General features: G+C 55.3%; 11 protein-coding genes. 3 read left to right on the forward strand and 8 right to left on the reverse strand.

From position 1 onward, the window contains the following. Positions 1-4: 4 nt before the first annotated feature. The 3 genes from ACUZ9P_RS11685 to ACUZ9P_RS11695 form a co-directional block, all read right to left on the reverse strand. Positions 5-532, reverse strand: coding sequence for a hypothetical protein (locus ACUZ9P_RS11685; RefSeq protein ID WP_209817391.1), 528 nt, complete (start codon positions 530-532; stop codon positions 5-7). An 18-nt stretch (positions 533-550) separates the two neighbouring features. Next, positions 551-1,174, reverse strand: a complete 624-nt coding sequence (gene rdgC, locus ACUZ9P_RS11690) for a recombination-associated protein RdgC (RefSeq protein ID WP_449249833.1) — start codon at positions 1,172-1,174, stop codon at positions 551-553. A gap of 422 nt (positions 1,175-1,596) precedes the next feature. Further along, on the reverse strand, positions 1,597-1,815 hold the full coding sequence (locus tag ACUZ9P_RS11695; protein WP_449249834.1) for a hypothetical protein: 219 nt from the start codon (positions 1,813-1,815) through the stop codon (positions 1,597-1,599). A gap of 223 nt (positions 1,816-2,038) precedes the next feature. Here ACUZ9P_RS11695 and ACUZ9P_RS11700 point away from each other — a divergent pair, with 223 nt between their 5' ends. Then, complete coding sequence (locus ACUZ9P_RS11700; protein ID WP_449249835.1) at positions 2,039-2,818, forward strand: pseudouridine synthase; 780 nt, start codon at positions 2,039-2,041, stop codon at positions 2,816-2,818. A gap of 216 nt (positions 2,819-3,034) precedes the next feature. On the opposite strand, the gene pgm is transcribed toward ACUZ9P_RS11700, so the two are convergent. From pgm to ACUZ9P_RS11720, 4 genes are all read right to left on the reverse strand, one after another. Then, the gene (pgm, locus tag ACUZ9P_RS11705; protein ID WP_449249836.1) at positions 3,035-4,684 is read right to left on the reverse strand and encodes a phosphoglucomutase (alpha-D-glucose-1,6-bisphosphate-dependent); all 1,650 of its coding nucleotides are present in this window, start codon (positions 4,682-4,684) and stop codon (positions 3,035-3,037) included. Between the two features lie 102 nt (positions 4,685-4,786). Next, positions 4,787-5,812 carry a glycosyltransferase family protein gene (locus ACUZ9P_RS11710; RefSeq protein WP_449249837.1) on the reverse strand — a complete coding sequence of 342 codons (1,026 nt, stop codon included), beginning with the start codon at positions 5,810-5,812 and terminating at the stop codon, positions 4,787-4,789. A 51-nt stretch (positions 5,813-5,863) separates the two neighbouring features. Beyond that, positions 5,864-7,291: a DegQ family serine endoprotease gene (locus ACUZ9P_RS11715; protein ID WP_449249838.1), complete on the reverse strand. Its 1,428-nt coding sequence runs from the start codon at positions 7,289-7,291 to the stop codon at positions 5,864-5,866. A 14-nt stretch (positions 7,292-7,305) separates the two neighbouring features. Continuing rightward, positions 7,306-8,775 carry a 30S ribosomal protein S1 gene (locus ACUZ9P_RS11720; protein ID WP_298997527.1) on the reverse strand — a complete coding sequence of 490 codons (1,470 nt, stop codon included), beginning with the start codon at positions 8,773-8,775 and terminating at the stop codon, positions 7,306-7,308. 669 nt (positions 8,776-9,444) lie between these two features. Here ACUZ9P_RS11720 and ACUZ9P_RS11725 point away from each other — a divergent pair. Continuing rightward, positions 9,445-10,731 carry a dicarboxylate/amino acid:cation symporter gene (locus ACUZ9P_RS11725; RefSeq protein ID WP_449249839.1) on the forward strand — a complete coding sequence of 429 codons (1,287 nt, stop codon included), beginning with the start codon at positions 9,445-9,447 and terminating at the stop codon, positions 10,729-10,731. Positions 10,732-10,941: 210 nt separating this feature from the next. Then, positions 10,942-11,769: a class I SAM-dependent methyltransferase gene (locus ACUZ9P_RS11730; protein ID WP_449249840.1), complete on the forward strand. Its 828-nt coding sequence runs from the start codon at positions 10,942-10,944 to the stop codon at positions 11,767-11,769. Positions 11,770-11,836: 67 nt separating this feature from the next. Here ACUZ9P_RS11730 and ACUZ9P_RS11735 read toward each other — a convergent pair whose 3' ends face one another. Continuing rightward, complete coding sequence (locus ACUZ9P_RS11735) at positions 11,837-12,838, reverse strand: GNAT family N-acetyltransferase (protein ID WP_449249841.1); 1,002 nt, start codon at positions 12,836-12,838, stop codon at positions 11,837-11,839. Between the last annotated feature and the right edge of the window lie 124 nt (positions 12,839-12,962).

The raw sequence follows: 12,962 nt of genomic DNA on the forward strand, positions 1-12,962 counted from the left end.
AAGCTTACTCCGTGCGGGTCATCCACTGGCGCATGTCGTCCACTTCCTTCTGCCAGCCAGATGAGAGGCGCAGCTTCAGAAAGCGGGCGTACAGGGCATCCAGCAGACCGGTGCACACTTCCATAAGATAGAACTTTTCCAGCAGCAGGGCGTCCGGGTCGTCATCACTGTCGCCCTTGTCGAGCTTGGGGGTCTTGAGGCTGTTGAGGCAGAAATCCTCAGCTTTTAGGCTGACCTGAAAGGCAAGCTCTTCTTTTTCAAGGCGCAGCAGGGCGCGGCTGACCTGTTTGCCGTTGCCGAGGCCAAAACGGGCTTCGCGGAGAGGGGAGAGCGAGCCGGAAACAGAGGCTGTTTCGCGGGCATCGCCTTCGCCGCCTTCTACCACAATGCGCTGTTCCATGGAAACGGCAAAGGGCGCGCCGTCTTTGTCAGTGAACGCGCCGGGGGCGGTGTCGCTCTGGTACCAGAGCCAGGTCAGAAATTCCTTGCCGAGAATGCTGTCAGTGGATTCGCCAAGATAAGGCATGTTCATGGGGTCTCCGTGCCGTCATCAGGAAAGGGGAGCGAACTGCGTGGGTTCCAGCTTGTCCAGGCGGATCAGGCTTTCTTCGTCCAGCATGGAGACCGCCAGATTGTAGGGCGTCAGTTGCTCCAGATGCAGCTCAAATGTTTTGAGAAACTCTTCCAGGAAGAGATCGATCATCTTGTTCTGGGTGGACGCAAACCAGACTTCGTTCTTGTCTGTAGCCCAGAGCACGTTGAATTCGCCGGGAACAGGCAAAAAACGGGAGCGCAGGCGCAGCAGCACCTGCTCCTTGAGTTCTTTTTTGCGCTCGCGGGCAATGTAGTTCTTGCCCTGTTCGCCCATGCGCTTTTTTTCTTCCTTGAGGGCAAGAGCAACGTGCTTTTTGACCACGCCAGCGGGTATGCGCCGCATATCCAGCCGCAGAGAAAACACGAGGTACGCGCCTTTCTGGGGCGGGGCCGTGACCCAGTCGGTATCGAGCATGTCCTCAAAACAGGTCCATCCCTGGCCCTGCATTTCAGGAATATCGTCAATGTCGCGCATGGCGAACTGTTTCAGTTTGTCCAGTATCTGCGGCCAGAGCGTGGCCGGAACAGGATCAAGAATGCGGAACCGTGTAAAGCTGCAAGAGCTGTTGGCAAAGCCCATGGAAACTCCTTGCTGAAAACCTGTGTTGGCAGTGTTGTACGTCAGAGCCGCTTCGGGAGCAAGTGCAAGGCTGCCACTGGTTTTGCGCCGTTCAAAAAGCCAATGCTGGCGCAGCAATGAATCTGTAGGATGCGTTGTTCGGCCATATTGGGGTGGTCGATCTGGACGGGATTCATGAGTGGCAATCAGGGGCTTCTTATATAAGGAAAGGATGAAATGGCTATGGGTAAAAACTGAACTCACAGGTTTGAGTAAATTCGAATCCTCAAAATTCAGGGAACGGCGGGAAAATTCATGGCGGCTTGTTCATTTTGCATTGTTCAGACCTCTGCGTGTGGATGGTTTGGCGGTGGTGCCGCCAATGGCATTCTAAGCAGACTTTCGTGCTGGTTTTGAACCCCGGCCCACCCAGCATACAGTATTTATAAATGTCCCATAATGATAATTATGTAAACTTTTGAATATTGGAACCAGCCGTAAGGTCGGTTCTGTGCTGTATGCGCTTCTTGCTTGCCCTTGACGGCATGCTCCACTTCACGCACCATGAGCGCATCTTCCCAAGGAGAAATCACCGTGCCGCCCAAACATTCCGGCAATCCCGGATCATCCGCCAGAAACAGCAGCAAAAACAGTTCGTCCACCAGCTCCCATAAAAAGGAACAACCTGCGGGCGCGCGCAAGAATCATGCTCCCCGTTCTGATAGCTGGTCTGCCAATGGGCCGAATGGCCGTTCTGATTCGCGGGCAGATTCCCGGCCAGGTACTCAGCCGAACGCTCGTGATGCCCGAGACGGTTTTTCGCAACGCAAACCCGCCCCGCCCCAGGCAGTCAACTCTGACGCCAATCATTCTGCACGACCTGGCATGCCCTCAAAGCCTCAGCCTTCTGCTGACGCCAACGCCGATGAAGGCATACGCCTTAACAAGGCCATTGCCGCAACGGGTCTTTGCTCGCGCCGTAAGGCAGACGAGCTTATTCTTGCCGGACGCGTCAGTGTTGACGGCATGCCGGAGCCCAACCCCGGGCGTCAGGTATTGCCCTTTGAGAGCATTGCTGTCGATGGCCGCGTGTTGTCGGCCCCGCAGTCCTATACCTACCTCATGCTCAACAAGCCCGTGCATGTGGTCTGCACAGTGAGCGACCCCGAAGGCAGGCCCACAGTGCTGGATTGCCTTGCGCCTGAACACAAGACGCTCAGATTGTATCCTGTTGGCAGGCTTGACTATTTTTCTGAGGGATTGCTGCTGCTGACCAACGATGGTCAGCTGGCCCAGCGCCTCACCCATCCACGCCATCACCAGCCCAAGACCTATGAGGTGCTTGTGCGCGGCACTGCGTCTGAAGGGGCGCTCAAGGCCATGCGGCGCGGCATGCACCTTGACGAAGGCGAAGATATTATGCCTGTGGACGTGATTGCCCAGCAAGTTGGCGGCAATACACAGTTGCAAATGGTGCTGCGCCAGGGCCTGAACCGCCAGATTCGCCGTATGTGCCGCGATCTGGGGCTGACCATCCTGCGCCTGTGCCGCGTCGCCCAAGGCTCATTGCGCCTTGGGGATCTGGCCAGCGGCAAAGCCCGGCCTCTTACGGATGCCGAGGTTGCCAACCTGCGTGAAAACGCTGGCTTGCCCGCCTCGCGGTAGGCCTTGCAGGCAATCTGCCTGTCGGCAGCCAGTGCAAGCCCGTTGGAAAAAGGATATTTAATCAGAATTGCTGATAAAAAGCGCAGCCTCAATGACCGAATACCCGGCACTGAGGCTGCGCTTTGCTGACTGAACAGCAATCATACCTTTATATTGAACCGTAAAAAATTGCCGCGCGCTACGCGCGCTTAGCAATGAAAGCTTACCTTTACTTCATCAGGCATCGCCTTTCAACAAATGCTCGAGAAAATCGATGGCATCCTTTTGCACGGCTTGCAGATGGTCTTCTCCCTTGAAGCTTTCCGTATATACTTTGCAGATGGCTTCCGTGCCGGAGGGGCGTACGGCAAACCAGCCGTCATCGCTGACAACCTTCACCCCGCCGATGGGGGCATCATTGCCGGGCGCGCGGGTAAGCACATTGGTAACAGGCGAGCCAGCCAGAGTTTTGAGTTTTACGCTTTCGGGCGTCAGCGCCGCAAGCTTTGCGCGCACGTTGTCGTCCGCCGGGGCATCCAGCCGCTGATAGGCGGGCGCGCCAAGCCGCTCGGTCAGTCTGGTGTAGAGCTGGTCGGGTGATGATTGCTCCACCGCCATCATTTCAGCCGCCAGCAAGCACATGAGTGGGCCGTCCTTGTCTGTGCTCCAAGGCGTGCCGTCAAAACACAGGAAGGAAGCGCCCGCGCTTTCCTCGCAGCCAAAGCCGCAACGGCCATTGAGCAAATAGGGCACAAACCATTTAAAGCCCACAGGCACCTCAACAACCGGGCGGCCAAGGTCCTTCCCTACCCTGTCGAGCATGGCGCTTGTCACAAGGGTTTTGCCTATGCCGCGCTGCGCGGGCCATTCCCTGCGGGTGCGGAACAGATACCATGCGGCGACGCTCAGGTAATGATTGGGGTTCATCAGTTCGTTGCGCGTCACAATGCCGTGGCGGTCGGAATCCGGGTCGCAGGCGAAGCTCAAGTCAAAATGATCGCGCAGATCCAGCAGGCGGCTCATGGCATAGGGCGAGGAGCAATCCATGCGGATTTTGCCGTCCTTGTCGCAAGGAACAAAGCGAAAAGTCGGATCCACTGCCCTGTTCACCACTTCAAGGTCAATGCCGTAGGCTTCAGCAATGGGTTCCCACATGGGCAGGCTTGCGCCGCCAAGGGGGTCAACGCCGATACGCAGGCCAGACGAGGCAATGGCCTTCATGTCCAGCACCCCTGCCAGATCCTGCACATAACTGCCGATGAAATCGTATTCCTCCACCAGCGAAGAGGCGCGTGCCGCCCGCAGGTGGGTGAGCTTTACGCCCTTGTTGCCATTTTCGAGGTAGACATTGGCGCATTTTTCAATCTGGCTGGTGACCTCGGCTTCTGCCGGGCCGCCGTGGGGGGGATTGTACTTGAAGCCGCCGTCGCGCGGGGGATTGTGCGAAGGCGTGATGACAATGCCATCGGCCAGACCGTTAACGCGGCCCGCATTCCATTTGAGCACGGCATGGGAGATCGCCGGAGTGGCGGTGTAGGCTCCGCCAGCAGAAATGCGCACATTTACGTTGTTGGCTACCAGCACTTCCAGCGCGGAGCGAAAAGCGGCTTCAGACAGCGCATGGGTATCGCCGCCAAGAAACAGCGGCCCGTCAATACCCTTGGCGGCGCGGTAGTCGCACACCGCCTGAGTGATGGCGTAGATGTGCTCCTCGTTAAAGCTGCACAGCACGGATGTGCCGCGATGCCCCGAGGTGCCAAAGGCAACACGCTGGGCTGCAAGCGCCGGATTGGGAAATTCGGTGTAATACGCGCTCATGAGAGCGGGGATGTTCTCCAGCTTTTCCAGCCCAGGCAGATGCCCGGCATCGCTATGCACAACTGGCATTGATATTCCTCCAAAAAGTGGTGCTCTGCCAACTATATGCCCTATCGCGCATGCCTGCAATGCAGGATGCATCTCTTGATATATTATTTGGTATTTATGGTGCTATGGCTGACGAAGGCACATTTTTTCAAAAAAATCGCGGTGTTCTTCCAGCTGCGGGTCAAAAAGCTCGCTGGAAAGCATACCATAAGCTCCGCGCACAAGAGCTGTGCGTTTTTCAAGCGACTGTTCAAGCCGCTCCCGGTGTGCCTGAGTGGCGCACATCTCTGCCAGTATCTGCGTCAGGCTGACCGCGCGCGCGGTGTCTGTATGACGTCGGGCCACTGCCCTGCCCCCAGCTTGGGCGATTTCCGCGAGTTTTTCGGGGTTTGCGAGCGATTCTGCGGCAATGGCCGCAGCTGCCTGCGCATCGTTGCGTTGGTACGTGGGCAGAATTTCCTCGCCGGGGGCAAAGAGCTCGTTCAGGCCGTTGCCGCAGGTTTCCATCAACAGGGCCGCGCCGCAGGCAATGGCCTCAAAACAGCGGAAATTCACTTCTGAAGCCGCAGTCTGGTTAAGAACAATGCGGCTGCGCGTAAAGATGGGCTTGTAATCGCCAGAAATTGCCACCAGTGGCTGTCTGGCGCGGAAGGCCTTGAGAAATGGCGCGCGATCCGGGTTGTTTTTGTGCCCGAGGGTTCCCACAAAGGCTACCGGGATATCGCGCAATGTAAAATCCCCCACTGGCTCAAGAATCTGGGGATAGAACAGCGGAAACCAGCGCGCCGGTATGGCCTCGTGCGAAAATACTTCCACATAGTCTTTCTGCGCCACAAGGGTTGCGTCAAAGCCGTTGGAATACGGGATGTGCCAGGGGTTGCAGTAGGTATCAATGGAATAACGCACCGAAGGCCAGGGGGCATTTTCCGGATCAAGCAGTTCTGGCATGTTGCCGTCATCGCAATAGAAGAGTGCGTCAGGCGCAAAACCGAGCGCATCAAGGCGGTTCAGGAGTTGCCGCACAGAGTACGGGTGCGGTGAGGGAATGTCGGCGTCAACTGCCGGATGCGCCGTGATGACGTGGTGCCCAAGGCGTTTGAGGGCAGAGGCCAGATACGGCCCGCCAATGTTGAGTATGCGTAAGCTCATGGATAAAAAAGGGCTGCCCCGGTTAAGAGGCAGCCCGTGTAGTTGTGCCTGCTACTTGCTCAGGCTTACAGTTCGGAAGTACACATCGCCTCGCCGTGAAATCTGCAACATGACGGCCCCGCGGGCAACGCCTTCATCGTTGACGATTTTCGACAGATCCGCAGCGCTGCGAACGGGTTTGAGGTTGGCCTTGAGAATCACGTCGCCGGGGCGCAGATCGGCTTCGGCAGCGGGCTTGTCAGGATTGACGTCAATGATGACCAGCCCTTCGTTTTTCTCAATCTTGAGGTCGCGGCGTTCTTCATCCGTCAGCGAACGGACGGAAATGCCGAGCAACCCTTCGTCCTTCTGCTTCTGATCCTTGCCGTTCTGGTCGCCAGCCTGCGAGGTTTTGCGCTCACCAAGCGTTACGGAAAGGTCAATGGTTTTGCCATCGCGCCACACCGTTATTGCAGCCTTGCTGCCGGGGGTTTTGTCGGCAATCACGCGCAGCAGGGCCGCAGCGTCTTCAATGGCCTTGCCGTCAACGGAAACAATGATGTCGCCGTCTTTCATGCCAGCCTTGGCAGCAGGTTCGCCTTCCATAACGCTGCCCACAAGCGCGCCCTTGGCGTCCTTGAGGCCCAGCGCCTTGGCGGTATTTTCTTCAACATCCTGAATACCAACGCCAATCCAGCCACGGCTGATCTTTTTGCCGGACTTGATCTGGTCGATGATCTTGGCGGCCATGTTGCTTGGAATGGCAAAGCCAATGCCCTGCCCGCTCGCAATAATGGCCGTGTTGATGCCAATCACCTGCCCGGCCATGTTCAGCAGCGGGCCGCCGCTGTTGCCGGGGTTGATGGAGGCATCCGTCTGCAGGAAGTTGTCAAAGGGGCCAGCGTGTATGTTGCGGTTTTTGGCCGAAAGAATACCCGCCGTCACCGAGTGGTCGAGCCCAAAGGGGTTGCCGATGGCCAGCAGCCACTCACCGATCCGCAGTTCATCCGAATTGCCGAACGCAAGGTAGGGCAAGGTTTTTTTGGTTTCAATTTTCAGCAGGGCGAGGTCGGTTTCTTCATCTGCGCCAACCAGCTTGGCCGTGATGGCTTCGCTTTTGCCATTGCTCTGATCAAGGGTCACACGGATAACATCCGCATCGGCGACCACATGATTGTTGGTAACAATATAGCCGTCAGCGGAGACAATAAAGCCGGATCCCAGAGACTTCTGTTTCATCTGGGGGCGCTTGCCACCGCGCTTGCCGCCGAACTGGTCAAAGAATTTGTCAAATCCTGGCGGCATATTGCGGAACATTTCCCCCATGAGATCGTCCTGGCTGTTACCGCTGGCCTTCCGTTCCGTACCGATGTTTACGACTGCCGGGCCGCTTTTGGCCGCCAGTTCGCTGAAGTCGGGCAGATTGGCTGCCTGGGCAAGCTGCGATGCCGCAAGAAAGGTCACGGCAAGCATGGCTGCAAGACATTTTTTTATCATCATGGAATAGCTCCTGGTTACTTATTTTTCAGAGCCTTCTGCAAAGCCTGTGCCATGATGTTCATTCCAGACCCGCTGTTGGAGCTTGCGGCGGATGCATGCTGCTTCCATGCCTTGTCTTCGGCGGGTGCGGCAGTTTGTTCACCCTCAGGGGCAAGGCTGATGCGTCTGGCGCTGGTGTCCAAATTTTGTACAGTAAGGGTAACGGCGTCGCCCTTGTCCAATTTGCTGTACTGTTTGCCCTGCTTGGAGTTTTTGATGACGCCAGCAGGCAGCAAACCGGTGATGCCGGGGGCCAGCGTAATAAAGAGGCCATAGGGGGTGCGGCTCTCAACCGTGCCGCTTACCGTTGAACCAACGGCAAACTGCTGGGCGGCTTCCTTCCAGGGGTCGCCTTCCGCATCGCGCAGGCTCAGGGAAATACGGTGGCTTTCAAGGTTGATTTCCTTGATTTTAACCGAAACGACTTCGCCCGCCGCAAGCACGTCTTCGGCCTTGGCCACGCGCTTTGTCCACGACAGTTCAGAAATATGCACAAGGCCTTCAATGCCGGGCAGAAGCTCCACAAACGCGCCAAAGGGCGCGAGGCGCACAACCTTGCCGGAAACGACCGTGCCGGGCTCAAGCCTGGTGGTCACATCCTGCCAGGGATCGCCCTCGGCCTGCTTGCGCGAAAGCGAAATGCGCACGTGGCCCTTGCTGTCCTTGCTGATGGAGATAACCTTGGCGCGCACGGTGTCGCCAAGCGACACGGCTTCGTCAGGAGCGCCCACGCGCGACCAGGAAAGTTCGGAAAGGTGGATCATGCCTTCAACAGAAGGAGCAAGCTCCATGAATGCGCCAAAAGCGGCGAAACGCGTGATCTTGCCTTCAACCATGTCGCCGGGCTTGAGGCTTTCAAGCAGGGTGTCGAGCTGTTCGGCGCGTTCACGCTCAACAATGGCGCGGTGCGAAACCACAACATTTCTGCCGCGATTTTCAACGCGGATAACCAGAAACGGCATGCTTCGGCCCACAACCTCGGCGGCGTCTTCAGACGTGGCAACGCCAAGCTGGCTGCCGGGGCAGAAGGCCTGCTTGCCAAGCACGTCAACCGTGTAGCCGCCCTTGCACACTGCGGTTATACGGCCGTCAACCGGCACCGCCGCATCGCGGGCTTCTTCAAGCGCGGCAACACCGCTGCCGCTCATGGAGCGGGAAAGGCGAATCTCTTGCGAGGAAACACCAGTAACCCACGCTTCGAGGCTGTCGCCGGGCTTAACGCTTTCATTGCCCTCGGCATCAAGAATGTCTTTGCGGTCAATGATGCCGTCAACCTTTATGCCCACGTCCACAAAAACGCTGTCGCCAGTGATGGCAATTACAGTCCCGGTCACTTTCTGGCCGGGCTGCAGGCGGTTTGAAGCGGTTTCGTGGGCCGCCAGCATGGCGGCAAAATCCTCAGCGCCTTCCTCCGACATGGAGGTTGCGAACTTATCCTCGGTCATAGTTTTCCTGCTCCTTACAAGCTGGGCTTATTGCTCAAGTCCGCCATATTACGCCATCCGCACAAGGAAAACAATTGTCTTTTTAGTCCTGATTTTTCCGGGCCTTTTGGTGGGTACTGAATCAAATTTATACAGGTGGATATTTTTTAAGCATGCTGCCCACTCAAGCGGCAAGCAAAAACAAAAATTCAGGACAGGCCGAGAAATAATAATTTGGGGAAATGATACTTATTTATTTGTACTAATAATTAAAACTGTATTGTTTGATCAAACAATAACTTTTGTTATGCAACTAGTTAAAAAAATCTTTTGATTGCATTTTTATTGTGTGTAGTGTTAATGATAGACATCTTTTACCTATGCATGGCTCATCAAAGTGTTGTTGGAATGATCAAACAGTTTCGCAAATGAAACGAGATTGTGTATGGCAATATTGAATACACTGAGCATTCCTTTGATATATGTTTTTAGTATTTCTTATTTAGTTGTTGAAAAAAATAAAAATGATTTTTTTTCTGTTTCAAAAATGAATAATTCAATTTTATATCTATATGACAAAATGTTGCCGCCCTAGTGATCTTGAATAAAAACTGGGTGGATAACGTATTATTGCTGTATCAGGAGCTGAGAAACCAGACTTACATCAGGCCATAAGCCAGGATTCCCGCCATGAAATACTTGAAAATTTTGTATGTGCAGGTTCTCATTGCCATATTTATTGGCATTCTTTTGGGTCACTTTTATCCTGAACTGGCCGTCAAGATGCAGCCCTTGGGCAAGGGCTTCATCAACCTTATTAAAATGATCATCGCTCCCTTGATTTTTTCAACCGTTGTTACCGGCATAGCCGGCATGAAAGATATCAAGGCGGTGGGCAAAACTGGCGGCATAGCACTTGTCTATTTTACCGTCATCACGCTTACGGCCCTTGCCATCGGCCTTGTGGTGGTCAACCTGGCCCAACCCGGCGCTGGCATGAACGTTGACGTAAGCACCTTCAATGCTGCGGACAAAAACATTGCCGCCCAGTATGCTGGCAAGGCAAAAGACAACAACATCATTAACTTCTTCCTCAACATCATCCCCAATACCTTTGTTTCTGCCTTTACCAGCGGCGAAATCCTTCAGGTGCTGCTGGTGGCCATGCTGTTTGCCTTTGCGCTGAACTACAGCGGCGAAAAGGGCAAGCTGTGCTTTGACCTCATCAAGAGCCTTTCTGAAGTGTTGTTCAAGGTTATCGGCATTATCATGCACGTGGCCCCCATCGGCGCGTTCGGCGCAATGGCTTTTACCATTGGCAAGGAGGGTATCGGCTCTGTGCTTGTGCTTGGCGAGCTCATTGTGTGCTTCTATGTTACAAGCATTCTTTTTGTCGTGTTCATTCTGGGGACCATCTCCTTTAGCTGCGGGTTCAGCATCTTCAAGTTTGTGCGGTATATTCGCGAAGAACTGTTTATCGTGCTTGGCACATCTTCTTCCGAATCCGTACTGCCAAACATGTTGCGCAAGATGGAAAAAGCTGGCTGCAACAAAAGCGTGGTAGACCTTGTAATCCCCGCTGGATATTCGTTTAACCTTGATGGAACAGCCATTTACCTGACAATGGCGGCCATATTCCTTGCCCAGGCCACCAATACGCCCATGCCGCTGGGTGATCAGCTTGTGCTCTTGGGTATTCTGCTGATTTCTTCCAAGGGCGCGGCGGCTGTTACCGGCGGCGGCTTTATTGTGCTGGCCGGTACGCTGAGCTCTGTTGGCAACATCCCGCCAGAGAGCATTGCCGTTATCTTCGGCATCGACCGTTTCATGTCTGAAGCCCGCGCGCTCACCAACCTTGTGGGCAATGGTGTTGCAACCATCTTTGTTTCAAGGGTTACAGGCAACCTGGATGTGGAAAAGCTGCATGCAGAGCTTGACCGCAAAAAAGTGGTAGGCCAGCCCGTCCCTACAGCTTAACCTTCACAGTCTGCCTCTGCCCGGCTGAACATTGACCGGACAGGGGCAGATCCCCCTGCTCCACCGATTTTTCAAAACCCACTATTGAATGTTTGTCAGCCCGCAGAAACAGCGGGCTGATTTTTCTTTATTCCCACGTCGTCTCCTTGTACCGTTATAGAACATCGCTGGAATACGGCGCAGTATTGCGCGCAAACAAAGGTTTTGAACATGGACATAAAAGAATTTGAAGCATACTGGGCAGACAGGCAGCCGGATCGGTCAGATCTGGCGGAGTTCTGGAGCCGCCGCGCCCAGTCGTTCAACACCCATTCTGCCGAAGCAGACTCCAGCGCGTACCGTCGAGATCTGGTTGCCAAGGTTGCAGCACGCGCCAAGGTTGGCAAGGCTGATGCAGTGCTGGACATCGGCTGTGGGCCGGGCAGGCATGCCCTGATTTTTGCGGGGCTGGCAGGCAGCGTTGAGGGCTTTGATATCGCGCCCGGCATGATCGAATACGCAAATGAAAATGCACAGCGTGTGGGGATGGAGAACGCCCGGTTTCACGTGCTTGACTGGGATACTGCGGATCTGAAGCAGCTTGGTTGGCAAAAACGGTTTCAGCTTGTCTTTGCCTCGCGCACGCCTGCCGTGTATGACCGTGCTACCCTTGAAAAAATGACAGAGGCCTCGCGGGGCTACTGCTGCCTCATCACACAGGTGACGGGCGATAATTCTGTGCGCAGGGAGCTTGCGCCAGTTGTTGGCGCTGAAAATCACGATGACTATACCCGACGGGGGCTGTACAGCGCCTTCAACATCCTGTGGTTGCAGGGTTATTATCCCGAAGTGGAATACCTTGAGCGCTCGTGGGATTCTGAATGCCCACTGGAAGAAGCCATTGTGATGTACACGCGGCATTTTAACAGCAGAGGACAGCTCACAGAAGCGCAAGAGGTCGCCCTGGCAGACAAACTGTGCGCCATGAGCAAAAACGGCATGGTGCACGAAACTGGCAGCTCGCGGGTGGGCATGCTTTTCTGGAACCCCAGCCTGTGAGGCTCTGCGGGGGTGCAGGGGGGCTGCGCACATCCGTCTCACCTGCGGCCCCTGCTTTTGACGATGTTCAGGCCTTTTCTATCAGCCATGTCCTGATGGGAAAGGCCGTTTCTGTCCAGTGCGTCTTATATTGCATCTTGGGGCCATCAAGAGGCCCCATGTCGTAGCGTTGCACACCTTCCTCGCAAAGCCAGCGGATTTTTTCAATCTGCATAAGGTTGCCCAGTGAGAGCTCATGGCAATCCTGCGCATAGCTGAACTGCTGCCCCCGATAGATATCCCCGGCCAATCCGCCAAAAATAAAGCCCACGTCCGCATTTTCACAGCGGGCAAAAATGACGCGCGCACCCTTTTCCGGCGCGAGCCGCTGGAGCAGGAATGCGTAAAAATCGCATATGCCCGGCTCCGCCATGCCGCAGTGGCCAATCCCCTTCCAGCTTGTGCGCTCGACGGCGATCATGCGGGTAAACACCGCCTTTGCTTCATCTTCCGTTGAAGGCAGCACGCGTTCATAAGAGATGCCCAGCTCATGCGCCTTCTTGGCCGAACGTTTCAGATTGCGGCGCAGATTGGCCGAGCGGCGCGAAAGATAGCCGTCAAGCCCGCCAGCAAGCGAAGCCGAACCCTGAATGCCCGCTTTTACGAGGTGCGCCTGGAGGGGCATGCCTGTTTTGTTGAGCATGTTCTGCACATAATCCAGGCCAGGGCCAAGCCCGCCCACAAGAACTTTAGGAAATCTGGGTGCATAAGTTCTGGAAAAAAAGCGCATGGCTTCGGCAAAAAGCTGCGGGGCGTTGCTGCCCAGAAGCGGGCAGCCGAAAAACCACGAAGGTTCAAGAGGCGTGATAAAGATCTCTTCTTCCGAAACAAGGCCTTCCGCAAGGGCAATAACGCTGCCGTCGGCTTCTGCAAAAAGTAAACGCCGTTTGGGGCCAAAGGCGTCATGAAAGGCAAGTTGCCATGCTGGCGTGCAACTGAACGGGTCGGCTTGAGCACTGTGCAGCGCTGCGCTATGCCACGTTGCGTATTGTTCGGGTTTGGCGTTGTGGGGCAAATGTATAAACTGCATGGCGGCACCGGAGTAAAAGGCAAGGCGTTTATGCCCCATGCGCTGTTGCGCACACCAAGGCATAAACGCCGTCTATATTGGTTGTACGGGCCTGATCAGCTGCATGGCAGGATCAGACTATTTG

This window comes from Desulfovibrio intestinivivus, from assembly GCF_053570665.1.